The organism is Pyrobaculum islandicum DSM 4184, assembly GCF_000015205.1.
In the GTDB taxonomy this organism is placed as follows: Archaea; Thermoproteota; Thermoprotei; order Thermoproteales; family Thermoproteaceae; genus Pyrobaculum; species Pyrobaculum islandicum.
Window position 1 is genome coordinate 1,801,958 of sequence record NC_008701.1, and the last position, 24,445, is coordinate 1,826,402.

General features: G+C 54.0%; 30 protein-coding genes. 21 read left to right on the forward strand and 9 right to left on the reverse strand.

From position 1 onward, the window contains the following. Positions 1-2: 2 nt before the first annotated feature. The 13 genes from PISL_RS10235 to PISL_RS11135 all read left to right on the forward strand — a co-directional run bounded on the left by PISL_RS10235 (position 3) and on the right by PISL_RS11135 (position 13,832). The gene (locus tag PISL_RS10235; RefSeq protein WP_011763709.1) at positions 3-725 is read left to right on the forward strand and encodes a cytochrome b/b6 domain-containing protein; all 723 of its coding nucleotides are present in this window, start codon (positions 3-5) and stop codon (positions 723-725) included. Continuing rightward, positions 665-4,684 (forward strand): molybdopterin dinucleotide binding domain-containing protein, encoded by a 4,020-nt coding sequence (locus tag PISL_RS10240; protein ID WP_245218400.1) that lies wholly within the window; start codon positions 665-667, stop codon positions 4,682-4,684. The genes PISL_RS10235 and PISL_RS10240 overlap by 61 nt, the downstream gene beginning before the upstream one ends. Further along, a complete protein-coding gene (locus PISL_RS10245) occupies positions 4,681-5,247 on the forward strand; it encodes a hypothetical protein (protein WP_011763711.1) in 567 nt (188 codons plus the stop codon). The genes PISL_RS10240 and PISL_RS10245 overlap by 4 nt, the downstream gene beginning before the upstream one ends. After that, positions 5,244-5,633 (forward strand): ATP-binding protein, encoded by a 390-nt coding sequence (locus PISL_RS10250; RefSeq protein WP_011763712.1) that lies wholly within the window; start codon positions 5,244-5,246, stop codon positions 5,631-5,633. Before PISL_RS10245 ends, PISL_RS10250 begins: the two co-directional genes overlap by 4 nt. A gap of 36 nt (positions 5,634-5,669) precedes the next feature. After that, positions 5,670-6,158 carry a hypothetical protein gene (locus tag PISL_RS10255; protein WP_011763713.1) on the forward strand — a complete coding sequence of 163 codons (489 nt, stop codon included), beginning with the start codon at positions 5,670-5,672 and terminating at the stop codon, positions 6,156-6,158. Next, entirely contained in the window at positions 6,119-6,820 is a 702-nt protein-coding gene (locus tag PISL_RS10260; RefSeq protein WP_245218402.1) for a formate dehydrogenase accessory sulfurtransferase FdhD, read from the forward strand. Before PISL_RS10255 ends, PISL_RS10260 begins: the two co-directional genes overlap by 40 nt. 59 nt (positions 6,821-6,879) lie before the next feature. Next, entirely contained in the window at positions 6,880-7,089 is a 210-nt protein-coding gene (locus tag PISL_RS10265; protein WP_011763715.1) for a hypothetical protein, read from the forward strand. Beyond that, on the forward strand, positions 7,086-10,592 hold the full coding sequence (locus PISL_RS10270) for a molybdopterin-dependent oxidoreductase (protein ID WP_011763716.1): 3,507 nt from the start codon (positions 7,086-7,088) through the stop codon (positions 10,590-10,592). The genes PISL_RS10265 and PISL_RS10270 overlap by 4 nt, the downstream gene beginning before the upstream one ends. Positions 10,593-10,594: 2 nt before the next feature. After that, positions 10,595-11,431, forward strand: coding sequence for a 4Fe-4S dicluster domain-containing protein (locus tag PISL_RS10275; protein ID WP_011763717.1), 837 nt, complete (start codon positions 10,595-10,597; stop codon positions 11,429-11,431). Between the two features lie 30 nt (positions 11,432-11,461). Continuing rightward, the gene (locus PISL_RS10280; RefSeq protein WP_011763718.1) at positions 11,462-12,169 is read left to right on the forward strand and encodes a cytochrome b/b6 domain-containing protein; all 708 of its coding nucleotides are present in this window, start codon (positions 11,462-11,464) and stop codon (positions 12,167-12,169) included. Then, on the forward strand, positions 12,153-12,734 hold the full coding sequence (locus tag PISL_RS10285) for a formate dehydrogenase (protein WP_011763719.1): 582 nt from the start codon (positions 12,153-12,155) through the stop codon (positions 12,732-12,734). The genes PISL_RS10280 and PISL_RS10285 overlap by 17 nt, the downstream gene beginning before the upstream one ends. Before the next feature lie 116 nt (positions 12,735-12,850). Next, the gene (locus PISL_RS10290) at positions 12,851-13,636 is read left to right on the forward strand and encodes a sulfide-dependent adenosine diphosphate thiazole synthase (RefSeq protein ID WP_053240513.1); all 786 of its coding nucleotides are present in this window, start codon (positions 12,851-12,853) and stop codon (positions 13,634-13,636) included. Then, complete coding sequence (locus tag PISL_RS11135; protein ID WP_011763721.1) at positions 13,620-13,832, forward strand: hypothetical protein; 213 nt, start codon at positions 13,620-13,622, stop codon at positions 13,830-13,832. Before PISL_RS10290 ends, PISL_RS11135 begins: the two co-directional genes overlap by 17 nt. Here the strand turns inward: PISL_RS11135 and PISL_RS10295 are convergent. Next, positions 13,810-14,865: an amidohydrolase family protein gene (locus PISL_RS10295; RefSeq protein ID WP_011763722.1), complete on the reverse strand. Its 1,056-nt coding sequence runs from the start codon at positions 14,863-14,865 to the stop codon at positions 13,810-13,812. The two genes, PISL_RS11135 and PISL_RS10295, sit on opposite strands and share 23 nt — an antisense overlap. A 106-nt stretch (positions 14,866-14,971) precedes the next feature. Between PISL_RS10295 and PISL_RS10300 the strand changes: the two genes are divergently transcribed. Next, on the forward strand, positions 14,972-16,135 hold the full coding sequence (locus tag PISL_RS10300) for a winged helix-turn-helix domain-containing protein (RefSeq protein ID WP_011763723.1): 1,164 nt from the start codon (positions 14,972-14,974) through the stop codon (positions 16,133-16,135). On the opposite strand, the gene PISL_RS10305 is transcribed toward PISL_RS10300, so the two are convergent. Continuing rightward, the gene (locus tag PISL_RS10305) at positions 16,132-16,617 is read right to left on the reverse strand and encodes a hypothetical protein (protein ID WP_011763724.1); all 486 of its coding nucleotides are present in this window, start codon (positions 16,615-16,617) and stop codon (positions 16,132-16,134) included. The genes PISL_RS10300 and PISL_RS10305 overlap by 4 nt on opposite strands. Positions 16,618-16,745: 128 nt before the next feature. Between PISL_RS10305 and PISL_RS10310 the strand changes: the two genes are divergently transcribed. The 4 genes from PISL_RS10310 to PISL_RS10325 are packed head-to-tail and all read left to right on the forward strand — an operon-like array spanning position 16,746 to position 18,757. Next, the gene (locus PISL_RS10310) at positions 16,746-17,681 is read left to right on the forward strand and encodes a tRNA guanosine transglycosylase family protein (protein WP_011763725.1); all 936 of its coding nucleotides are present in this window, start codon (positions 16,746-16,748) and stop codon (positions 17,679-17,681) included. Between the two features lie 41 nt (positions 17,682-17,722). Then, positions 17,723-18,145 carry a Trm112 family protein gene (locus PISL_RS10315; RefSeq protein WP_011763726.1) on the forward strand — a complete coding sequence of 141 codons (423 nt, stop codon included), beginning with the start codon at positions 17,723-17,725 and terminating at the stop codon, positions 18,143-18,145. Next, a complete protein-coding gene (locus PISL_RS10320) occupies positions 18,145-18,489 on the forward strand; it encodes a DUF134 domain-containing protein (protein WP_011763727.1) in 345 nt (114 codons plus the stop codon). Before PISL_RS10315 ends, PISL_RS10320 begins: the two co-directional genes overlap by 1 nt. Positions 18,490-18,523: 34 nt before the next feature. Then, positions 18,524-18,757 carry a hypothetical protein gene (locus PISL_RS10325; RefSeq protein ID WP_011763728.1) on the forward strand — a complete coding sequence of 78 codons (234 nt, stop codon included), beginning with the start codon at positions 18,524-18,526 and terminating at the stop codon, positions 18,755-18,757. Between the two features lie 136 nt (positions 18,758-18,893). Here the strand turns inward: PISL_RS10325 and PISL_RS10330 are convergent, their stop codons facing one another. From PISL_RS10330 to PISL_RS10345, 4 genes are all read right to left on the reverse strand, one after another. After that, positions 18,894-19,313, reverse strand: coding sequence for a hypothetical protein (locus PISL_RS10330; protein WP_011763729.1), 420 nt, complete (start codon positions 19,311-19,313; stop codon positions 18,894-18,896). Positions 19,314-19,331: 18 nt separating this feature from the next. Then, a complete protein-coding gene (locus PISL_RS10335) occupies positions 19,332-19,748 on the reverse strand; it encodes a hypothetical protein (RefSeq protein ID WP_053240514.1) in 417 nt (138 codons plus the stop codon). Beyond that, positions 19,732-20,172, reverse strand: a complete 441-nt coding sequence (locus PISL_RS10340) for a hypothetical protein (protein ID WP_011763731.1) — start codon at positions 20,170-20,172, stop codon at positions 19,732-19,734. Before PISL_RS10340 ends, PISL_RS10335 begins: the two co-directional genes overlap by 17 nt. A gap of 103 nt (positions 20,173-20,275) precedes the next feature. Further along, the gene (locus PISL_RS10345; RefSeq protein ID WP_011763732.1) at positions 20,276-20,911 is read right to left on the reverse strand and encodes a superoxide dismutase; all 636 of its coding nucleotides are present in this window, start codon (positions 20,909-20,911) and stop codon (positions 20,276-20,278) included. A gap of 191 nt (positions 20,912-21,102) precedes the next feature. On the opposite strand from PISL_RS10345, the gene PISL_RS10350 reads away from it, so the two are divergent. The 3 genes from PISL_RS10350 to PISL_RS11140 are packed head-to-tail and all read left to right on the forward strand — an operon-like array spanning position 21,103 to position 22,119. Further along, positions 21,103-21,396, forward strand: coding sequence for a hypothetical protein (locus tag PISL_RS10350; protein ID WP_011763733.1), 294 nt, complete (start codon positions 21,103-21,105; stop codon positions 21,394-21,396). Beyond that, positions 21,390-21,794 carry a hypothetical protein gene (locus PISL_RS10355; RefSeq protein ID WP_011763734.1) on the forward strand — a complete coding sequence of 135 codons (405 nt, stop codon included), beginning with the start codon at positions 21,390-21,392 and terminating at the stop codon, positions 21,792-21,794. Before PISL_RS10350 ends, PISL_RS10355 begins: the two co-directional genes overlap by 7 nt. Further along, positions 21,766-22,119, forward strand: a complete 354-nt coding sequence (locus PISL_RS11140; protein ID WP_167827693.1) for a hypothetical protein — start codon at positions 21,766-21,768, stop codon at positions 22,117-22,119. Before PISL_RS10355 ends, PISL_RS11140 begins: the two co-directional genes overlap by 29 nt. Here PISL_RS11140 and PISL_RS10365 read toward each other — a convergent pair. Genes PISL_RS10365 through PISL_RS10375 form a run of 3 tightly spaced genes read right to left on the reverse strand, consistent with a single transcriptional unit; the run spans position 22,106 to position 24,390 of the window. Beyond that, a complete protein-coding gene (locus PISL_RS10365; protein WP_011763735.1) occupies positions 22,106-22,876 on the reverse strand; it encodes an ABC transporter permease in 771 nt (256 codons plus the stop codon). The two genes, PISL_RS11140 and PISL_RS10365, sit on opposite strands and share 14 nt — an antisense overlap. After that, positions 22,873-23,826, reverse strand: a complete 954-nt coding sequence (locus tag PISL_RS10370) for an ATP-binding cassette domain-containing protein (RefSeq protein WP_011763736.1) — start codon at positions 23,824-23,826, stop codon at positions 22,873-22,875. Before PISL_RS10370 ends, PISL_RS10365 begins: the two co-directional genes overlap by 4 nt. Before the next feature lie 21 nt (positions 23,827-23,847). Next, positions 23,848-24,390, reverse strand: a complete 543-nt coding sequence (locus PISL_RS10375) for a signal peptidase I (protein WP_053240517.1) — start codon at positions 24,388-24,390, stop codon at positions 23,848-23,850. Positions 24,391-24,445: the final 55 nt, after the last annotated feature.

The following is a 24,445-nucleotide window of genomic DNA, read 5'->3' on the forward strand; positions in this document are numbered from 1 at the left end:
CTATGAGGCCGTTGATAAAGACCGAGGGGGGCAAGGAATACGTCCTTAGGTTTAAGCCCGCTACGCAGATTGCACATTTGTTCCTACTCGTGGGCATGACCATCAGCTTCATAACGGGGCTCCCCATGTTCTTTAAATTCGGCGAGGTCAACATATTCGAGGGACTTGGGGTGGCGCTCGGCCTGCCGGCGCCGCACACCTCCAGCCAGCTGATAAGCATACTCCACGACTGGGTTGGGCCAATACTAATGTTCATAGGAGTGTTAATAGTCCTGGCCGCCTCAGACAAGAGGGCTGGGCTTAGGGAAATCACGAAGTTCGGCGAGGCGCTCCGCGTGTTTAAGGAAGTCGCCGAGTACAGGCTCGGCCGTAGAAAGGAGTATCCGCCTACGCCGTTTTACCACCCGTTCCAAGTTATGTGGGTGTGGGGCACGATCATAGGGTTGCTCCTCCTGGGCGTATCCGGGCTGTTCCTGGTGGTGGAGAAGTGGTTCTATATGCAGATCCTCCCGCCTTGGTGGAGGGGCTTCATGTCGCTGTTGCACATATTCGGCGCATTCATTTTCTTTGCCGCACTCCCCATACACTTCCTCATGGCGATCTTCCCCACCAACTGGCCGATGCTTAAGTCGCAGTTGTTGGCGAAAGGCTATGTGCCGATCGAGTGGTGGATGGCGCACCACAAGGCGTATGTGGAAGAGGTGAAGAAGAGGGGTGGGCCATGACGGAGGCGGTTCTCTCAAGGAGAGATTTCCTAAAGGCGAGCGCCGCAGCGATGGCGGTGGGGATCGCCGCCGGCGCCTTTGTAAAAGCTCAGCTCTACAGCGAGGTGGAGCAGGACCAGAACTGGTGGAGCGGCGCCACCGGCAAGTTCAAGGGGTACCCAACCCTCTACCGCGTCCCGCCCACTGGCGGGGTGAAGGAGGTGGGCGGCTCCTTCGAGGTGAGCACCCCCGACGGGCTGAAGACCATATCCCTGAAGTGGTGGGAGAACTGGATAGACTGGCGGGAGTACGACGCAAAGGCGTGGCCTAAGCCCAGGGAGAGGAGGTACTTCATAGCCACCGGCGGAGTCTGTGGCGGGTGCGAGGTGAGTTGCCACTTCGTGGTGTGGATAGACAAAGACACGAAACTGGCTCGGAAGGTAATGGTCAACCCGCTCAACAAGAGCAACTGGGGGCTCTGCGTGCGCGGCCAGAGCGCCGCCGCCGCGGCGGCCCACCCAGACAGAATAGTGTATATACTGAGCAAGATAGACCCCAAGACGGGCAAGAGGGTAGGCGCCAGAGGCGACGACAACTTCGTTAGGGTGACCTACGACGAGTCTCTCGAAATCGTGTCTGACTACTACGCCAAAGCCTTCTACGAGTACTTCGTCGAGGGCAACCCCATAGGCTCGACGAGGTTGCACTGGCACGAGGGCAGACCTCTACAGACCGGCTACTTCACCCACCACCCCTGGGTTAAAGACTGGGAGCAACAACACGCCTTCGGTAGCCACACCAACCTATGTTCGTCGGGCGCCCGCCTAGGCAACAACCTCTGGATCGCTATGGACCGCAACTCGCCGGATTACTACAGGGCGAAGGTGGTGGTCAATCACGGCATGGGCCACCTGGGAGACGCTGCTCACTTCTTAATGTCTCACGGCCCTAGGCTGGCGGTGGCGAGGTTCAAGGGGACTAAGATCATCTCGGTGAGGGAGAAGTACTTCCACACGGAGCTTCTAGCCGACTACTGGGTGGCTCCGTGGCCTGGCACCGAGGCGTGGCTGTGGGCGGCTGTGGCAAACGTCCTCATCAACGAGCTAAACGCGGTGGATTGGGAGTTTGTCAGGAGGTGGTGGAACTGGGACTGGTTCCTGAGGGATAGGAAGCTGTTGCAACACCTCTACAACATGGGCTACATAAAGACGCTCCCGCCCGACGACATATACGGCGTGACAGAAGACGGCGTGGTTTACATAAAGGACTACGCCAAGGCCTGGGACTACTTCCAGAAGTTCCTAAGGGAGTACTTCGCGAACTTCACCCCCGAATACGCCGCGTGGGTCACGAGGCTAAACGCCAAGACGCCGCCGCCCGACCCATTGACAGAGGAGGAGGTCAGAAACGCCGCTACCTTGATACGCGCCATAGCTAAAGAGGTCGCCGCGGCGGGCAAGGCGCTGTCTATAAACCAGTGGCGCGGCCCCGTCCAGACCTACGGCGGGTGGATGTTGGCGAGGATGTTCTTCTTACTAATAGCGCTGACAGGCGCCGTCGGCACAGTGGGGGGCACCGGCGCGGCCTCGTGGCACAACACCGACTTCATGTACTACTGGTGGCAAGGCACCCTCGCGGCCCAGGTGCTGAAGAGGAAGCTAGACGGGCCCGCCGTCTGGAACATAAACATGATAGCGCCAGAGGAAAGCGCCTTCGGGTCCTACGACCCCACTAACACCATACCCTTCAGGATGTACGACCCCGAGTGGCAAGAGTACTGGAGAAGCCTCGGCTTTGCAGTGCCCGACAGAGTGTATGTATGGATATGGCGTGTGGTGAATCCGCCAGCCACGTATCAAGCCGGCGCCCAGTGGGTGAGGTTCTTCGCAAATCCAGATAAAGTAGAACTTACTGTACACATGACCCAGTTCTGGAACGAGAGTTGCTACTTCTCAGACCTCTGTATATCTGAGGGGCACTGGTTCGAGCGTCACGACCCCCAGCCGGCCGCCCCCGGCATATATGCGCCAGATAGGTGGTTCAGCGTGCGGTGGCCCTCCTACGTCATATTCTTGATGAGGATGGGCTGGAGGCCGAAGGACCCGCATAGATCTGCGCTTGAGGCCCACCAGCAGATAGGCCTTGGCGACGTCATCTCGCCGGAGGAGTGGTATCTGGAGCTGGCCTGGAGAACTATAGCGAAGACGGTGCTTATGGCTAAGAAAAACGGGAGGCCCGTGGAGGACCTGCTGAGGGATAAGGAGGTGGACTACCTGGGGGCTAAGGTGAAGATACCCAGTCTCGCCGACAGGCTGGCCTTCCTAATCGATGTCAACAGAGGCAAGCGCTACGCGGCGCAGCTCGGCATTCCGCCCGAGCAGTTGCCCGAGAAGCTGATTAGGGACCTCTACGACGGGAAGATTACCTACGAGCAGTTCGTAAATGATATTAGGAAGCAAGTGATGCCGACGATATGGGATATGTACAACTGGGCTGTATACGCCTACTCGCCCACCGTCGTCAAGTTCTCAAAGGACAAAGGCCTGGAGCCCGTGGAAGCGCTGGAGTTATACCAGTTCGTCATACACGACACTAACGTATACGCCGAGAAGACCTACCTAAAGAAGGTGCCGAGGGAGCAGGTGGCTAGGGTAGACCCCATCACGAAGCTGGCTTACGATAGCGCTGGCAACATAGTCGGCGTAGAGATCGACGGCGAGATATACCTCGGGTTCAACGTCCTCGGCACCGTCACCCACACTCTGAAGCTTGAGTGGTACAGCCCGGCCATGGCTGAGCAGGAGCTAAGAGAGGTGTCTATACCCATTATCCCGTTGGAGGCGGACCTAAAGAAAGCCATTGCAGGAGACTTGGCGACGGTACAGAAGTTGATCAACGCGAAGCTGCACTTCGTCATACCGATTCACGACTTCTGGGCGAGGATCCCCGGCTTAACCACCGGCATCGACCCGAGGAAGGGCGAGTTCGACCTCGTCGCCAACTCCCGCTTCTTGTACCAAGGCGAGAACACCCGCGTGCAACAGATGTGGTACTCCTTCGAGCTGTGGCCCTCGCTCTACCTCTGGATGAACCCCATAGACGCCCAGTTGCTGGGCCTCAAGACCGGCGACACGGTGAGGGTTAGGGTATTGATCCAGGCGTTGAATGACCTAGAGGTGTCTAGCTTTGTAACAAAAGTGTGGGTCACTCCCAGGGTGAGGGAGGGCGTTGTGGTGCTTTTACACGGCGCATATAGGTGGAGGCCGGCTTGGTGGAACTACAGCAAAGTGTTGGAGGTCGCCGGTTCCTACCCAACCTCCGCGGTCTTCCAGACCGTTGATATCAAGGTAGACGGCGCAAGCCTCGTGGATAAGATACGGGCGGGGGACTTCAACTGGAGGCGTCTCAAGTGGACTAAGGTCGCCGATCCCGCGCCTGTGTCTGAGGAGGAGCTTGGCAAGATCGCGATTACGAAGCTGTACAAGGAGAGGGGCATGCCCTATTGGGACCTCGCCAAGTACGTTTGGTGGAAGGAGACCGGCACCACCTACGACTTCGTACTCCCGCAGACCAACGACCCCATCGCCTGGACTAACCTCTGGCACTTCAAGGTCAAGATAGAGAAGGCGGACCCCAAGGAGTACGGCTCTATGGAGTTCGACTTCGAGGCCGCAAAGGCCGCCTTCGACTTCTTCTACAAACTACTGACACACGGCAGCAGGGGCAAGCTGGCCCAGGGCATATACAGCCTGTGGTCCCAGAGGTGGGGCGGGCTGAGGCTGGAGTTCCCACGTATACTCGGCATAATCAGGGGAGAGGTGCTGTGCCCCAACAGGAAGCCCGGCGCGCCCGGTTGCGCGAGACCCGACCTCATTGGGATGAGGCGCACGTTCCTGTGGGCTCTGGGCATAGGCCCCAAGCCCGCCAAGTCTGCCTACTACTGGCCGCCGAAGGTGCCGGACCTCCGCGAGCTTCCGTGATATACATATACTCCGTCCCAGAAACCCACCCCTTTTTGATAAACCTCCTGAGGGGGAGGGGCAAAACCCTCTCCCTCCCCCTGGCCCACTGCCCCCTCCTCATCTCCCATGTCTACGGCTATCTCTCAAAGAGACAACTGCTCGAGAAGACGGGCTTCTCCGACGCCTTCTACGCGAGGGGCGAGAGTCTCATTAGACAGTTACACGCCCTTACCAAGAGGTTCGAGGTTAGGTGCTACTACGACCCCGACCTAGTAAAAGGCCGGGAAAGGGCGATGTATCAAGCGGCGCAACTGGCCTTCCTCAAGCTACGGGGGGTTGAGGCAGTTGTGAAAATCGAGTTTCCAAGACTAGGTGGTTGCGTGGAGGGGGACTTCGTCGTTGTTGACAACTACATCGACTTCCTCACGCTGAGGGGATGCGGCGAGTGGCTCTACCTCAGAGAGCCCAAGCCAACTCCCGTCGAGGAGTTCATACTAACGGGAGATCTCGACGTGCAACGCTACCTGGCCTACCTCTCAGTGGCCCACAGAGAGGGGCTGGCCCGAGCCCTCTCGCTATGAAGCTAACGAGGAGAGTTGCGGCGATAGACGGAGACAGATGTGTTAAATGTAACCTCTGTGTAAGAGCATGTCCTACAAGTGCTCTGAGACCTCCGCGTGTCCTCTATTCGCGCTGCACTGGCTGCGGCCTCTGTACGTATACATGCCCGAGGGGGGCGATAAAGATGGCGACTAGGCTAAGCCTTGCCGCCTACGTATTTATCGTGGCGGTGGCCCTTGCCGGCGTAGCCCTAGCTGGCCTTGCAGTGCTAACTCCATACTTCTACCCAAGCAACCACCCCACGATAAATTTTACTACAAACATAACAATACCCACCTTCATCCCCGCCAACGTTACTATGCCCACAGGCGAGGAGGCCGCCGGTGCAGGCTCCGGCTTTGGGTAGTGGGAAAACTTAAGTATACATAGCTATTAATGATGGGTGTCGGTCACGTGGGTTCTGAGAAAGGCCTTGGAGTTGGGGGTCTTTTCTGTCTACCGTCTGGCTCGCCTCTCTCCATTTTCCAACTCTACGGTCTACTACGCGGTGGAGAGACTGTCAAGAGAAGGCGCTGTACGTTGTGCAAGCGGTGTATGTAAGACAGAGGCCGGTGCATACCTAGCCTACTACCGGTCTTTTGGCTGTGACGACATATTGACGGCGGCCGTTAGGAGGGAGTTTGGCAAGTTTGATAGAGACGAAATCTGTAGCTTTTTCGAGTTGATGAGGGGGATGCGGGGGGGAACGTGGCTGGATCTAGCCGCGGTGGCTGTGCTCCGCGGCGCTAGAAACCGGCTTGTAGCTGCTGTGGCGGCGAAGTACGGCGTAGAGATAGACGGCCTTCACAGAGGGATCTATATAAATGGGGTGTTTGCCGGTTACTGCAAGAGATGTGGTCTAGTGGTGTTGCCATGTCGTATCGAGAGGTAGGCAGTATTAAGATCGCTGTAGATGCGGAGGTAGAGGTTTATGTAAATGGGGAGAAGTCTGCCGTGTTTATATCAGCGCCTGTCGACCTCGAGGCTCTTGCATATGGTTACCTATATTCAGAGGGATATATAGACGACATATCTCAAGCCCGCCTAAAAATAGAGGGTACAAGGATTTGGGCAGAGGTGCCGAGAGGCAGAAGGACTATGGTTGTCTCATACGCAGAGGATTGCGGTGTGGCGCCCCTTATTAAATTTAGGAAAGGCGGAGAGGTTCCGCTTGAGGTAGCTGTAGAGTTGGCGAGGGAGTTTACAAAATACACAATTTGGCACGTCGAGCCTGAGTTGGCGATGCACACCTCGGCCCTATACGTGGACGGAGTTTGGCTTGTTGTCCACGACACAAGCCGCCATAGCGGTGTTGTTAAGCTCGTGGGGAGGTACCTAATGGAGGGTCTTAAAGGTCAGAAAAAGATCGGATTTACGACTGGTCGCGTTTCTGCAGACATCGTGAATAGGCTAGCTTCTATAGGCGTCTCGGCAATAGTCTCCCTCCGGGGGCCTCTCTACAGCGGCGTCGAGGCGGCGTGTAAACTTGGGATACCGCTAATAGCTAACGTAAAAACCAGGGGCTTCACCCTACTCTGTCCATCCAATATATAAACATTATTCGAAGCCATTTCGAACATAGTATAAATACGGCCGTTTTATTCACGCTACCTATGGCAGATGTATCTTTTGAAACAGCTTTTAAAGCAGTGGAGCTTCAGTATGCAAAGTTAAGGGGGGACCTGGATAAATTGCTAGGTGAGATTCCCGAGGCGGTAGACGGGCTCTCTAGCCTTTACGAAGCTACGGAAGATTACACATGTTTCACCGCCAAGAAGCTGTTAGGTAGGAGAGACAAGGGGGCGGCGAGGAGTGTGTTATGACGCTGGCGACGACTAGGAGAGGTCTACTGAAGATAGCCGCAATCGCAGGTAGTGCCTTCGCGCTTCCAGCGTCGGCGCAAGTGCCGTTTAAAGAGTGGAAGACTCAGTGGACTCTCGGCGAAATAGGCAGGAAGACTGACATAATAAAAGCCTCTGTAGTCCCAGTCGTCTGCCCCTATTGTTCCATAGGATGTTCTATAGACATGTACGTAGTGGGTGACAAGATAGTCCACACCACGGGGTCTCAAGATTCTTTCATAAACAAAGGGGCTCTCTGTCCTAAGGGCAAGGCGGCGTTTCAAGTTGTTGATAATGAGCTTAGGCTGAAAAAGCCGATGATTAGAACAGGCCCCAAGCCTCCACCTGAGGAGCTACTTAGGGCTAAGAGTTGGGATGAACTTGTGGCTATCGCTAAGAAATATCCGCCCAATTGGAGAGAGGTAAGTTGGACTGAGGCGCTACAATACATTGCGGAGAGACTAGGTGAAATTCTAAGCCGCTGGAGACAAAACACAGGGGCTCCGGCGCAAAAAGACGGATATTACTACGTGGGTAAAGATGTGCCTGTACAAGTAATTGGCTCGTCTATTCTTGTAAATGAAGAGTCATATCTAATTAGAAAGCTTGCGGCATTTATTGGTACGTCTAACATGGACGCCCAATACCGTAAATGTCACTCAAGTACAGTGGCAGCACTTGCTGTAACATATGGATGGGGGGCAGAAACGGCCACGCTAGAGGATCTCGCCCTAGCAGATATAGTGCTTTTCTTCTCAAGTCCCGCCGAGGCTCATCCAGTGTCTCTTGCACACTTTCTCAAGGGTAAAAGAGAGAGGGGTACTATATTTATCACTTTTGACCCAAGATATTCCAGAACAGCCGCCATTTCTGATATATGGGTTCCCTTCCGTTCTGGTACAGAAACAGCTATACTACACTATATACTACATTACGCCTTCTTTGAGAGAAACCCGCCCATAGATCAACTCCCTGAGTTTCGCAGACTTATGAGCCGCTGGAATATCACAGATGACGACTTGGCGGACTTAAAGGAATTGCTTAAAGATTATACAGCCGATGAAGTATCAAAAATATCGGGCGTCTCTGTCGACCTCTTAAGGACTGTAGCGCAGATCTATGTAGAAAACAGCGGCGTGGTTACAAACCATAAGAAACATGGCGTAATACAGTGGGCGATGGGTATCACACAACACACAAATGCCACTATAAACATAATTCGGGCTATTGCTATTGTCCAATTGCTGTTGGGCAATGTGGGCTATCCAGGAGGTGGTGCACATCCATTCCGCGGTCATAGTAATGTACAAGGGACTACCGATATGCATGGCGGCGGTTGGGACGCCTTACCTGGCTACCACGGCAATCCCACCAGCCCCTTTGAGGTGCGATTGTATCAAGACTGGAAATTACAGGGTATGCCCGATGCGTGGAGTTGGGAAGTTCCACAGTGGGCTCGTAACAGATTTGCCACAACAGCACCTGATAGAGGTAAAGCCGACTTAGTAAAGGTATTGCAAGTGTATAAATTCTACGGCTGGCGTAGGCTAGAGCTTGCTTGGGGCTTGTTCTGTGGGACAAAACCAGAGGAAGACCCCGTCAACGGCGTTGTGATATGCGATTTCCCATTTGGGGCTGGCTCTTCTGAAATAACATTTGTGCGGAGGGCGTTAGCCGGCGAAATTAAGGCCGCGTTTATATTTGGCGAAAATCCGGCAGTAACTAATCCAAATACTAAACTTGTTTGGGCTGCGCTATCTTCTCTAGAATTACTTGTGGTTACCGATATATTTCAGAGTGAAACAGCGTGGTTTGCTGACGTAGTTCTTCCCGCTGCGTCATTTGCAGAAAAGGAGGGTACTAGGACAAACACAGGCGGAGTAATTCAGTGGACTTATAGAGCTGTGTCTCCAAGAGGAGATTCAAGACCTGACTATTGGATTGTTGCGAAAATATATGAATATCTACGGCGGTACGGCGTTATTAAACTACCGAGTGAAGTCGCTGGTGTAAAAACTGAGAAAGTTACGTTTAGAAAGGGCGGGAAGCTTGTATTTGTATATGAGAGGTCTCTGAAACCAGATGAAAGTTGGAACTACGCAGGAGGTTTGGGCAGGAGCGCGCCGGTTTCGCCTATAGAAGCTGAGGTTAACCCAAGGATAATAAACAAGGAGATAAACTTCGCGGTATTGTTATACCAAGGGATCTACGACCCGATAAGAGACGAGTTTACAACTATGAGAAAAAGCACAAGACTAAGAGAGGAGGGCGAGATAGATGGCGTGTTTAGTAAAAAGTTTATGGTGTATAAAGACTGGGGCTGGTGCTGGCCTATGAACGTGAGGTTCCGCTACAATTATGATGTTCTAAAGGTGATGTTGGGGACCGAAGTTAAGGTGAAGGCGGCAGGTAGGGAGTATGTAGTCACAGGCGAGACAGGGGAATGGATAGATGAATACACTGGCGAGTATAGGCCAGCATTTCTCCCAGGTCATAACTTCTGGGTTCCAAGAAGTTTTAAGCGGAAGTTAAGCGGCGTGGCAGACCTCTTTGGTGGACTAGATGTAGTTACATATATTAGAACAGGGGAGGTAAAGATAGACGGAAAGTTTGTAGTAGAGGAGGGCGGCGAAGTAAAGACTTTAAGCTTTGAGGAATATGTTGCAAAAACTGGTATGAAATATCTCTGGGTTAACGATACGCTCTACTGGGATGAGGAGACTACGAGTTTTAAAGCTGCTGTGAAAAGACCCTATTTCTCTGGTGGCGGATGGCGCGCCTTTAAGCCAAAGATGGAACAGATGCGGGAACTCCTACGTAAGTATTATCAAGAGTCTGGCAGTCTTAAAATTGCTGTCTTAAAAGCTATAGGCGATATGGGCGGATGGTATGCGGGTTATAACTTCCAGTGGCCTATACACACCGAGCCTGTAGAGTCGCCTGATATAGAACTAGCTATAAAATACCCCACGTTGGCATGGCTAAATCCATACAATATATCTGTACTGAAAGAAGAGCCAGATATTGTAAGGGGCAAACCTGTTGGTGTAGCATTAGAGCCAAAAGATTTAGAGAGTCTGCCAGGAGAACTTGTAGTAATAACAAGCAATAGGTTGACCGAGCATTTCCACAGCGGTACTATGACCAGAAACTCTCCCATGTTAGCAGAATTAGTGCCAGAGCCCTTTGTATATGTACCTAGAGCAATTGCTCAAAAACTAGGGATTGCGTCAGGCGATTATGTGGATATAATAACAGCAAGAGGGTCCATAAGGCTTAAAGCATATGTAACGGAGGGGATGGCGTATCTAAATGTAAATGGTAAGAAAATACCCGTTGTAAGCGTTGTCTGGACGTTTGGCTTTCTGGGATATATAGGCGGTGCTGTAGCTAATTTTATAGTTCCCGACGTAGGAGATGTAGTTACTACAATACAAGAGTCTAAGGCATGGCTTGGCAAAATAAAGAAGGCTGAAATGGTGTAACTATGGTGTCGATAAAGTTTCCCAAACCAGACGAGGGCTTTGCTGTTTTAGTAGATTTAGACAGATGTATTGGATGTAGAGCTTGCCAAGTGGCATGTAAAGAGTGGAATGGATTACCTGCGGAACGTACAACATTTACAGGTAGCTTAACTTCGCCACAATCGCTAACAGCAAAAAGTTGGAAGGTTGTATTTTACTATGAGGGTGTAACTAAAAAGTATCTGTTAACACCAGCTGGAGAAGTCGCTTTTAGTCAGATAGAAATTTCATCACTTCCATTCAACTGTATGCATTGTGTTGAGGCGCCATGTGCAAGAGCTTGTCCTGTTGGCGCGATAAAAGTTACCCCCGAGGGCGCCGTTGTAATAAATAGAGACGAGTGTGTTGGCTGTGGCTACTGCCAGATGGCATGTCCCTATGACGTGCCGAAGAGGGGAGACGACGGAAAGTTCTACAAGTGCACCTTCTGTGTAGACAGAATACAAAACGGTAAGGAGCCTGCATGTGTCGAAGTATGTCCAAATAGAGTGTTTACCTTCGGGCCGGCGAGGGACATAATTGAAAAGGCTAGGCAGGAGGAGGCTAAAGGCAGAAAGGTATATGGCCTCAACGTGGATAAATACGTCGGCGGCTCTGTCAGGTGGATATATGTGACCTCTGAGAGGAGGAGCTTTGCCATAGACAGACACTTTGCCGACAAGGGCAAGCCCGTGGCTGTGCAGGAAGTCAGAGAAGTTTTGAAGCCGCTTGTCACCATAGGAGGCGCTGCGCTTGCTGGCGTTCTTGCTGTTTTGGGTTTTGTTGCTTGGCGTCGGGCGAGGGTAGAAGAGAAAAAATAAAAGTTTTTAAACTTCTACTTAGTTTTATACATGGATAGAGTGGAGGTTGTAAGTATTGGGTATAGGGTTGCCCACCAGTGGAATTTGTTGTTGTTTACTGTGTTGGCGATTACTGGCGGCGCTCTATTTGCCATAGAGGTTTTGGCCCCTCTGGTGTACGCGGTGGGCGCCCCCCTGGCGGCGGCGGTGGGCACAGACGCCGTTACAGCCGGCGTGCAGTTGTTTAGAATTGCCCACAGATTTCTAGGGCATATATGGGGGGCGTTGCTCTTGGTGTACGCCGTCAATCTACTCCTCTTTAAGAAGGTGAGGATTTTTGACGCCTTCCGCAAGCCGCTTGGCCAACAGATTAGGGAAGCTAAGGCGTTGGCTGGGCACTACCTCTTCGGCAGGCCGCTTCCCGAGGACGTCAAGACGTCTATGGAGAGACACAACGTGTTTGTTGCCTACATGGCGCTTGTGCTTATCGCGTCGGTAGTACTCCTCTCTATTAGCGGCGTGGCGCTTGTCTATAGAGACGCCCTAGGCCTATCTCTAGCGGAGGCGAGACTTATGCTGTTGCTACACGACGTCGGCTTCGCCCTAGGGCTACTCTTCGTAGCGCTTCACATATTCGCCGTACTACACCCCACAAACAGACCACTACTCAACGCCATGTTCAACGACGGAACCATCCCACTAGACTGGGCAAAAACACACATGCCAAACTACTTAAGAAGACGTGGAATCGCTGTATAGAGCTCTCTGTGGCGAAGACCAAGAGTGTCTTAGAGAGACTAGGGAAACCTCCCGTTTTTTATCCGAGCTCGACCAGATAGCGAAAAGTCTGGAGGTCCATGTGGATAAATCACCTGCCCAATATGTCATTGAGTCTATCGACGTTGAGAGGCTTAGGAGGGAGGCAGAGGGGAGGGGCGTCCCGAGGCAGCTGGTGGACTATGTAGTTAGGAGGGCCCTCTATTTTAGGTTTGGGGGAGGCGGAGTAGGTGGCCGTTGTAAAAACTGCGGCGACCCTGCCTCTCTTGTTGTGCTGAAACGGGAGGATCTCGGCATTTACGAAAGACAGCGGACGGTTGCGAGGTGCGTATGTGGTTCTGAATGGGAATTTGAAATGTGGCGCTGCCCCAATTGCGGCACCCAGGGCAGAGACAGCTTTGACGTCTACATTTACAGCGACGTCTATATCCTCTCCTGTAAAAAATGCGGCTATAAATTCGGTATGATAGAGGAGAAGCCGGATCTCCACGTCATGCACTTTTACATACACATACTGAGGTGGACCTTGCCCTCTGGAGATACATAAAAACCGCCTTTTTCACATTTCTGTGTTCTGCATAAGTAATTTCATGATGTTAACCCCCGTCTCTTAGGGGCTGTTCAGCGGTGAAAAGATATTTATCTATACCACATTTATTACTTATGGAGTTAAAAATCGCGAGGGCGATAATAAAACATGGGCTTGAAGATTTGTATGAATATAGCGATGTAGATGTGGCTATAGTTGGGGCAGGGCCTGCCGGCCTAACGGCCGCTAGATATCTCGCCGAGAGGGGGCACAAAGTTGTGGTTTATGAGAGAAGGTTTTCCTTTGGCGGTGGGATTGGCCCAGGTGGGAACATGATTCCGAAGATTGTGGTACAGGAGGAGGCGGTTCCCGTATTGAGAGATTTTAAAATTAGGTACAAGCCTGTGGGCGACGGCCTCTACACGGTGGACCCCGCCGAGTTGATTGCCAAGTTGGCCGCCGGCGCTATAGACGCCGGAGCGAAGATAATCTTGGGAGTCCACGTAGATGACGTGATCTTCCGGGGCGATCCGCCGAGGGTAGTTGGATTGCTTTGGGTGTGGACGCCGATACAGATGTCTGGCTCGCACGTCGACCCGCTCTATACTCAGGCCAAGGCTGTCCTAGATGCCACGGGTCACGACGCCGAAGTCATCTCTATTGCGGCTAGAAAAGTGCCAGAGTTGGGCATAGAGGTGAGAGGGGAGAAGTCCGCCTGGGCTGAGGTATCTGAGAAGCTCGTGGTAGAACACACCGGGAGGGTGGCGCCTGGCCTCTATGTGGCGGGCATGGCGGTCTGTACAGTACACGGCCTGCCGAGAATGGGCCCCATCTTCGGCGGGATGCTCCTCTCCGGCAGAAGGGCGGCCGAGATAATACATAAGGATTTGGTAGAGGAGGTCTATGCCGTTCGAGCTTAAGGTCCAGAGGCCGGCCGAGCTCCGTTGCTCCAACTGCGGCAAGCTGGTCGGCGCCGGGGCCATAGTAGTCAAGACTTGTTGTGTCAACAAGCCGTGGGTCTTCTGTTCAAGGGAGTGCTACCGGCAGTTCGTGGCGAAGTGGACTAGGAACCAGGAGGCGGCGGGGAACCGCCTCAGGAGGGGGGCGGCTCTATAGAGGCGCCCTCCACCAATGCCACTAGGTCTGTGTGGGCGGCCCTCTTCACCAAGAACTTCAACACCTTTTCTCCTGCGTATGGCGCCGCCACGGCGAGTGCCCTGAGCCTGTGGCCGGGCTCAATCGGCGGGATGCACCTCATTTTTTCCCAGCCCCAGACCGTGGCCATTGCGAGTATCTCTTTCTCGCCCAGTCTCCAGCCAGAGGCGGCGGCGTAGGCGTGGAGAAACTTCATCTCGGCCCAGGGGTCTGGTTCGTTCATAAAGACATTGTCTGTGCCGAGTAGGGGCTTTAGGTGTAGTAGCTGGGGCACCGGCGCCACCCGCCCAACGAAATAGGCGTTGGCCCTGGGATTCACCACGACAGTCTTTGACGGCGGGATCTCCGCGACCTCCTCGGGCGTGATATATACAAGGTGTATTAAAACGTCCGCATCTAACACCTTTAGCGCGAGCTCTAGATCGCCGGCTTCGTGGCAGTCTTTTGTCTCAGAGACGTGGGTAGAGACTAGCTTATACCTGGCTCTGAGTTGCCGGAGGTACTCTGGGGGGTGGTCGACGGGAGTGGCCACTTGGACATTGGGATAGTTTGGAAAGCCGCCATGGGCCTCTTGGAAGACTACAGTCTCTACCCCCCACCGCCGGAACACCTCTTCTACATCTCTCGCCGCATATTCTGCGTATACCAGGGCGCACCCCACGCCATATCTCCTCATTCTCTTCGCCACCTTCTCTAGAAGTGGGATGTGTTTACCCTTCTTCACAAGTTTTTTAACGACGTGGTATTTCACGCCGTGGGGCCACCCCACTAAGTCGTCGATATACATATCGTCTCTGTCTAACATGGCGACGTCTAAAACATGTACATGGCCGTTGACGAGCTGAGGCATAAGCACTACGTTGCCAAGATCGGCGGCGACACCCCCAGTGTATTTACCCACCCCCGCCACCACGCCCTCGTCGTTTACCTCTACGACGCCGTTTTCCACAACTTCAAGCTCTCCCGTGAGGATGTAGCGCGCGCGGAGACGCACGCCAGAGAGGAGACGCGCCTATATAAATTCAAATTTACAATAACACACGCCGGCTTGTCGCGTCATATTGACAAAAAGCTTTATCTCCAGCCGCAGAGATATCCACATGGACCGCGTTTTCGAAGCCCTCGCCCACCCCATTAGGAGGAAGATACTAAAGCTTCTTGAGGAGAGGCCGAGGAGCTACAGCGAGTTGATGGAAGAGCTGGGCGTAGACAGCCCCACCCTCGCCTTCCACATCAAAAAACTTGGGGGTCTCGTAGAGAAAAACGAGAGGGGGTTCTACATTCTGACAGAGGCCGGGCGGAGGGCTCTCTCTGTGGTAAAACAGCTCGAGACAGAAGCCGCTCAGTCTCTGGATATAAAAGAGCTTGAGCTCAGCGACAGAGTCTTTCTAAAGGTGGGGAGAGACCTCCTGGAGCTAGCCAAGCGAGAGGGGAAAAAGGTGCGGATTTTCGACACGGCAGTGGTGGAGTTTGAAAAAGACATACCGCCGGAGCTCTTCTACGAAGTAGTCGAAGAGATTAGAGACGTGGGGGTTGTAAAAACGCCGAAACACCTCCGCCCATACGTAGAGACTAGGGTAAGAGACGTGGGGATTGTCACTGAGAGAAGCCTCTTGTCCACTCTCCTAAAGCTTGTTGTAGAAGTCCTTGCGCTAGGCGGCGTGAAGTCTGGAGTTAGGCGGAGGAGAGAGCTTGTGGAAGTGTACCGCGGCCCCCTCAGCCACGGGGGGAGGGTGGAGGTGGAGGTGGCGGGGGGCAGAGTGAAAATCTTCGGGGGGCCTAACCAAGTGGTGGCGAGGTGTGAAGACGCCAGAGATTTCGAAGTGGGAGACGGCCGCATCTCTGCCGAGGGGTGTGAAGTTGAGATGGCGCTTTTAGAGGTCAAGTCTCTATCTCTCGACGTCGCAGGCGGCGATGTAGAGATCTCCCTCAGTCTCTCAAACTTAAAGGCCGACGTCTCTGGCGGCGTTGTTAAAGCCGACCTAGCCCTGGCCGGGGGAGATGTAGAAATTGACCTCAGCGGCGGAGTTTTTACAGGGAGGCTGAAGTACAGCGTGTTTGAAGGCGCCGCCAGCCTAAAGCTAGATCTAGCCGGAGGTGCTGCTAGGCTAAAGCTAGACCTCCCGCCGGAGGTAGGTCTCTTTGTCGCGACAGAGTCTGAAGGAGGCGTTGTGAGAACTCCCAAGCCGAGGCCCGGCGGCCGGGGCGTTTTACAAACGTATATAAAGGCGGCGGGAGGAATCGTGGATATCGCGCTGGACTAGCTTTTTCTAAGTCTCCTGCCGGCTTCTAACGTCACTTCTCTCCACTTGTCTTTAAGCTTTCCCATGACTGTCGGCTCTATATCTAGGGCAAGTGTTATGTTTATCAATCTCTCGTATCTCTTGGCTAGATCTCTATACCAGCCGGATAGGCTGCGGTCTTTCCCCGACCGCATCTTCTCCAACAGTCTCTCCATTTCTTCAAGCATAGCTGTGGCAATTTTCTCAACTACGCCTCTGGCAAGCGGCCTTACCTCTTTATACTGCTCTTCTGTAAGTTCGAGAACTGCCGCTTCGAAAAGAGGGCCTTTGCCCTCTTCTTCCCAGCGTTTAATCACGTCTTTTTTTATTGCGTCGACAGACTTGACAATTTTCTCTCTAGGCGCCCAGGTTAAGTAGACCCCTGGCGTTAGCTCTAGGCCGTCTAACATCTTCCATAGCTTTTTTGCAATCTCTTCTTCTGTCTTTACAATTATTAGAAACATGGCAGGGAGAGAGTAGACGGTTAAAAACCTCGCGTCTTTAATAATATCTATGTATTATATCTTACAGTTCACTGAAAGTTTTAGCCAACTCCAGGGGCCTGTTTTATAAATCCAATAGATAAAATAAAGTGAGAGTAGTCTTAGGAAGCCCCCTCTCTGCAGTGCCAAAGCCCTGGCTTTACTTCGACGTGCCAGGCGTAATGATAAATGCAATTGAAATAAAACGCGACCCCCGGCGGGTGCTTGGATACGAGGGAGAGCTCTGGGTAGACTCAGGCGGTTACCAGATATTAAAGAGGGGGCTTTTGCTAGACGTAGACAAGATCGCAGAGATATACCGCCGGGTCGACGCCCAGCTATACCTCTCTCTAGACATCCCGCCGTCTCCAGAAGACCCCCCAGACCTCGCCGAGAAAAAAATGCGGAAGTCGTATCAAAACTGGCTAAAGCTTAGAAAGTCTGTGGGAGACGCCGTAGTGCCGGTGTTACATGTCTATAGAGACCCGGCGCTCTTTGAGAAATACCTCTCTCTCTACCGAGACGCGCCAGCCCTCGCCATAGGCGCCGCCGTGCCCTACGTCTTAATTACAAGAGGCGTTCCCAGGGGGTCTAGAGAATACGCCCTCCGCTTGATTAAGAGAGCTAGAGAGGAGTACCGGGGGCCCCTCCACGTCTTAGGCATGGGGAGCCCCTCTGTAACTCCCATACTCGCCCTACTTGGCGTAGATAGTACAGACAGCGCCACCTGGCGTCTCAAGGCGGCCTATGGCAAAGTGCTTCTGCCGGGGGGCGGCGAGCGCCACGTCACAGACAGAGTTGTAAACTTCGGCAGAGCCAAACCAAAAGACGGAGAGCTTGAGGAACTCAGGAGATTTCTAGCAGAAAACGGCTTCCCAGCTCTAGACGGCTTCTACGAGAGGATAAAGACAAGTTTTGAATACCGCGCCCTCGTCAACGCCTTTGTTGTCATAAAATCGACGTCACATCCGCCGAGGTCAACAGCATTTAGAAAACTATATGTAAAAATAGCAGAAGAGGTCTCTAAAGCCGCCTCGCGGCAGTAACGCAAGCTCATTATTTATATTTTGACATATTCTTGTACAGTATGAAGTATAGACTTATGGACGTCTTGGCTTGCCCCTACGACAAGACTTTTCCACTCCGCCTAATAGTCATAAAGCGGACGGAGCACCCAGAGAGGCAGTACACCTGGCCCCGCAAGCCCTTCTGCGAGGAGTACTGCTCCTACCGCGACCTAAAGATAAAGGAGCACCCCAAGCCAGACGCCCTCCCCTGTGAAGAGTGCCACAAGTGGGAGATAGAGACCGGAGTCATCTACTGCCCAACCTGCGGCAGGTGGTACCCAATAATCGAGGAGATACCCAGGATGCTCCCAGACGAGCTGAGAAACGAAAAGGAGGAACTCGCCTTCCTACAGAACATAGCCGAAGACCTAAAGAAATTAGCCCCAGATCTAGCAGACAAGATCTTATACCAAGGCAAGCCCTTCGCGCTAAAAAAGCCTTAATGGGCCAGCGCCACCGGAGGCGCCACAGACACAGCTGGGGGCTGGCTGGGGCGAGGACAGAGATTACAACAACCCTCCCTTTTGAAGAGCTATTATATATACCCATAAAGGAGGCCGCCGGCCTCCACCCCACGCACTACATAGAGCTCTGTAGCTACGAGATAGAGGCGATGTATTTAATACATGTGGCAGGTCTTACAACAGAGGAGGCAGCCGAGAGAGTGGGGGTCTCCAAGGCGACTTTTTGGAGAATTCTTGAACAAGCTCGCCACAAAGTGGCGAGAGCCCTCGCCGAGAGGCTCCCCCTGAAACTAGTTTCATGTAAAAAAGAGGGGCCACCATAGAAAAATTTAAATACATGTGAAACATATTTCATACATGGGCTGGTGGAAGTGGTGGGGAGGCTGGCCCGGGAGAGGTCCTTGGAGCCACCTGCCGCCATACCTAAGGCCAGGCTTCTGGGGGATGTGGGGCGCCGGCGCATGGGGTCTATACCCCACGCAATGGGGCAAAGAGGCAGAACTTAGATATCTAGAGGAGCTGAGGCGGTATATAACAGAGGTGTTGCTAAAGGAGATAGACAGGAGAATAGAGGAGCTTAAAAAACAGTAAAACTCTTTTTTCAACTATCTTTCTTTTATTGTTAAGCCTGCTCCTTTTTAAAGTTGGGTGTTGTTTCAACGATGTGATGTCTTAATACATGTGACGCCTCTGGCGTTTTGGACGTTGACTACAGCTGCCGGGATTTTTACTCTAGTAAGGCGTAGGTTCTACAGCCTGTGTCTATGTGCAACACCTCTCTCAAGGTTTTACACAGCGCAGCGGCGCCTATCTTCGCCGCGTAATTCCAAAGGAGCCCCCGCTCTAGCGGCGTCACCTCGGCGTCTGGCTCTAAGTGGCGGGAGACTGAGTCAACTAGGACATATATAGTTCTGCCGAGAGAGACGGCCTTCATTTTTACATCGAAGTGGGGCCAGAAGTCGCCACATTTATAAACTGCGGCGAGAGCCTTGGCACGTATCCTAGGCCATATAAAAGAGAGGACGTCTATCCTGATGTTAGCCGCGACTTTACACGGCCTGCCAAACGAGACAGTATATTCCGCGGGGCCTGACGCAGAGAGCTCTGGGTTTTCTAACTCCAACTCGCCGAGCTCTGGAAGCTCCACGTCTAAACCCCCGCCCCTCTATTTATGTATTGCCGCCGCTCTGTAAAACCTGCCCCCTCTAAATATCAACACGGCACATCTCCCCGCAGCTAAAACGGCGTCGAAATCTCTTGTCACTACGGCACAGCCGGCGCCGCATTCTGTTTCACAAAGCTCTACGGCATACAGCTCGGCCGGCCCTCTCTCGGCTAGTCTACAGTTTAGGCCATACGTTTCGCAAAGCTCTATATATCTCCTAGCCAGGCGGAGGTGGACCTCTCCCCATGCGTCTATTATAAAGACGGCGTCTAGCCCTGCCTCCGCTGCCGAGTGGAAAATCTCCTCAGGCCGCGCGAGAGAGGCGGCTATAGAAAAGACGTCTACATAAAGCCGGCGGTAGTTCTGAGGCGCGTCTGGGACAAGGCGGAAGACTCCCTTCCTATTTCTCACTTTCATAAGCCTCGGCCAGGGCCTCGGCTGCCGCCGCCGGCATTTTCTCGCCTAAGAGCTCCATGAGGACGTAGCCGCCACATTTAACTACAATACGTCCCCTCTTAGATATAACTAAGATTTTAAAGCCGCGTGGAGAAGGCTTGAGATACAGCCGGCCGTTTGCCTCAAGTCTCCCGGGGCACTCCACCTCGGCCTCTGCAACGTAGAGATAAGCGCCTTGGCTCATTTCAAGAGCCCTTCTATAGGCGATGTACAGTTGGACTGCGGCTATGTGAGTACAGGCACGGCGGCCGCAAGAACAGAACCACTTGCCCTCCGCCGCCGAGTACCACACTTGGTACTGGGGCTTCCAGTCTCCGAGCTCCGGCCTCCCCGCTACTATATACAAACCGCCCACCGCCTCAGCGACATCTCCCAACCGCCTCAACGCCCTTTTTACCCAAGATGCGTTCTTGCCGGGAAATCGCCTCCTGAGATATGAAATCGCCTTGTCAAAAGGGCTCCCAATGGGGAAAAAATACGTGCCGTTTTTAAATCTTGAGGGCGATCTGGCCGTTTAAAGCCTTCTCAAGACGCCGCTCTACGTCGTCCCAATTTACCACATTCCACCAGTTGTCTACGTAGCTACCGCGGTCGTTCTTGTACTGGAGGTAGTAGGCGTGCTCCCAGACGTCTAGCGCCAGGAGAACCTGGGCGCCTGCCGCGTGCATAAGGTTGTGCTTCTCCACCTGCAACACCAGGAGCTGCTCCTCCAGCGGCTCGTATACTAGGATGGCCCAGCCTACGCCCTCCACGTTTTTGGCGGCGAGGCTGAACTCCTCCTTGAACTTCTCAAAACTGCCGAAGAACTTGTTTATCAAGTCGGCAGTCCTCCCGCCGGGCTTGCCGCCGCCCTTGCCGGGGGGCGCCATGTTGGGCCAGAAGATGGAGTGTAGTATGTGGCCGTTGAGGTTGAAGGAGAGGTCTCTGAGCACCGCCCTTATGTCAATCTGGGCCTCGCCCCTCCTAAACTTCTCCAGCTTCTCGAGGGCGGCGTTTGCGCCGTTGACATAGCCCTGGTGGTGCTTCTGGTGGTGGAGCCTCATTATCTCCTCGGCGATGTACGGCTCCAGGGCGTTGTAGGCATAGGGCAGGTTCGGAAGCGTGTATTTCTTAACCGAAGCCATGACATCTACCCGTCTACACCATAAAAATATTTCTATCAAAAAAGAAATACGGCTTCAATACTCCTGCCGACGACGAGACACGCCTCCGCCGGCCCTGGCCTCTCCTACAGCTACCAAGAGTTTTACTCTCTCAGAGCCGGGAGTTCAAAAAACGGGCCAAAAGATTGATAAATAGAAACAGGCTGTTGTTTATGCACGTGGTGAGTAACCTCGGCGTTAACATATACAAGACGCGGGACTTCTACTCGACTTCTAACTACGAGCCGGCGGCGGCTCCTCGTGCTGTGTTGCAACCCGAGGTCAAGGTGGTGGACAACACGTTGATAATTAGGCGTTGGGAGGAGCCGCCTGCGGCGACTGTCGCCGGCCTCGCCGAGGTTGTAGTCTATCTAGACGGGGATGGGAGGATCTACAACGTGGAGATTGAGTTTCTGAAGTTCTACTCAGAGAAGGGGCGCGAGACGCTTCAAAGAGCCAGATGGTAGAGGCAGTCGAGGCCTCTATAGTGGAGTATAAGCCGGCCGTTGCGGTTTTTGAAACTCCGGAGTTTGGTAAAGTGACGGTGAGGCTTATACCAATTGTGGCAGAGATCCAGAGGGTGGGCGAGGGCTACAACGTCGGGCTTGTCCTGAAGACAGCGGTGGAGGCGGAGAGGAGGGTCTACGCAGGGCTCCTCTGTTCGCAAGAAATTCCCCTAAGGCCGGTGCCGCTTGAAGATAAGCAGATTGGACGTGTATTAGTCAGAGGCGAGGACGGGACTGTGCTGGAGGCGTATATAGAGGTCGACAGAGTTTTCGTGGGGGTGGGAGCCTCCGACAGATTAGGCAGACCCTGTGTAAACGTGGTATGGAGTTATGGGATCAGGATGCCGCCACGAGGTTGACATAGCACACATCGAAGGGAGGGGACATCACCGGCACCTCTGGGATTATCTATCTCAACGCCTCTTCCTAACGCCCGACTGCATTAGGAAGGTTCTTTCGGCGCTGTTGGGAGAAGAGGCGGCCCGTAAAGCGACCACGTTCGGCGAAAACGTTTACGGGGGGAGATACGTGATGTGCGTAGGCGTGGGGCGTTGGGTGGGGGTGAGGCTTGTGGTGGAGAAGACCGAGAGGTGTCTGAGGACCAGGACTGCGTATCCTGACCCCGGCTGCGAGCCAGCCTATAGGGTTGTGGTCAGCGACTTGTGTCGTGTTAATCTGCGTTGAGCCACTTCTCTACTGCTATGACGCCGGCGGTTAGAGTGGCGGCGGCGAAGGCGGCTGTGGCCAGGGCGGCTGTGGGGTTTGGGGGCGCTCCGTATACGAGGGCCTCGCGTCCGAGCTCGGTGAGGTAGGTGAGGGGGTTCACCTCGCTTATGGCCTTTAGCCAGTCTGGGAAAAACTGCTGTGGGAAGAGCGCTGTTGAGGTGAACATGAGGGGCATGGTGATGAAGTTGCTTATTACGCCGGGGGCGTGGACGTCTGTGGTGTTTACCGAGAGGGCTGTGAAGAGGGCGGCGAAGCCCATCCCGGCGGCGGCTAGGGCGGCGGCCCAGAGGGCTAGGGCGGCTGGGTTTATGTTGTACCTCACGCCGAAGGCGGCGCCGACCGCCAGTATGACGGGTATCGTGAGGAGGCCGCGGGTGGCGGCGCCTAGGGCCTTGGCGAGGAAGACGGCGGTTTTGGGGGTGGGGGTCACCAGGACCCTCTTTAGGTACCCCACCCTCTTGTCGAAGACTAGGCTCATGGAGGCGAACATGCCTGTGGTGAGCATGACTATGGAGGCCATGCCAGGTATCATATAGGCCAGGTAGTTCTCGACGCCGAAGTACTGGGCGAGGAAGCCCCGGGGGAGGCCCGCCAGGCTGTTGCCAAAGAAGACCACCCAAAGGATGGGCTGAGCCGCCACCATGAGCCACATGTATCTACTCCTGAGGAGACGGAGGACTTCTCTCTTGTATAGGGCGTAGAGCTGGGAGATCATCTCCTGGCCCGGCGGATCTTCATATATAGCTTTTTCACGTCTATGTGCTCCCCCTCGAAGGTGGCCCCCGTGAGGTTTATAAAAACCGTCTCGAGACTGGCCTTCCTCACCCGCACGGCTTTGACGGCGTCGACGGCCTTGACCACGTCGGCCAACACCTCCTCAGCCTTGGCCACTTTGACCACCACCCTGCCGTCTGCCGCAGTCGTCTCGCCAAAGCGGCTCAGTCTCGCGAGGTCCACAGGCCCCGACACCTCCAGCTCTATGACGTCTACGCCGTATTTCGCCTTGAGCTCGTCGGGCGCCCCCAGCGCCACTATCCTCCCCCGGTTGAGGATGGCCACTCTGCCGCAGAGAGACTCAGCCTCCTCCATGTAGTGCGTCGTGAGGAGGACAGTTACGCCGAACTCCCGGTTTATCTGCCTAACCACCTCCCAGAAGCCGAGGCGGGCCCCCACGTCTAGGCCGACGGTTGGCTCGTCCATAAAGAGAACCTCGGGGCCGTGGAGGAGGGCCATGGCAACCTCCAGCCTCTTCCGCATGCCCGTGGAGAACTTGCCCACGGGTCTCCCAGCCGCCTCGTATATCCCAAAGGCCTTCAACAGCTCCGCCGCCCTCTCCCTCCACCCCCTCACCCCCATGAGCCTAGCCTGCACCTCCAGATTCTCCCAGGCGGTGAGATCGTCGTCAAGGATAACCTCGGAAGATATCCAGCCAATCCTCTTCTTCGCCTCCAGCCCCTGCTCAACGACGTCGAAGCCCGCTACCCAAGCCCTACCCGCCGTCGGCTTGGTCAAGCCGGTGAGGATCTTTATAGTGGTGGTCTTCCCAGCGCCGTTTGGGCCAAGGAGGCCGAAGACCTCCCCACGGCCGACAGAAAAAGACACGCCGTCTAACGCTACAACATCGCCATACCTCTTGACTAGGCCCTCCGCTCTTACGGCCTCCACACAGACCGACGCGTCTACCCCTTATATAGCTTTCCTCCCCCTCCTACGCCTAGGCTCGCCCCCCTTGAAATACAAGTAGAAGAGGTAAGTCGCCACAGAGAAGAGAGCCAGCCTCCCCAACCAAGCCGCCACGGCCTCGCCCCCCACCCCCTGAGGCCTAACCACCAGCGGAAACACCCCCACATACGGCACTGTGAAGAGAACCTTCCCAATTATGTTATTTGTAACTGGGGGCTCCCCCGCCGCCTGGTCAGGCGCCGGGTTGTTGTCACCCCACGTGATCAAGCCACAGCCACCACGGTCAACCTTTTGATACACCCTGTGGATAATCCAACTCCCCACCCACAGGGGGTTCCTAGCCACGTAGACCACAACATCCCCCGGAGAAACGCTCTGACAGCTGGCACCCACCAGAAAGATGAAGTCCCCCACTCTCAACGTCGGTTCCATAGAGTAGGAAGAAACAACCGCAATAGGCCACGCCACGCCAGCCACCACAGAATACACCACCAAAGCCACCACAATAGCGACAAGCCACAAAAACTCCCTAACCCAACCCCCCATACCACCAAAGACACAGCCAGTATATAACAATAACTCCAAAAGCCGCAACACACCA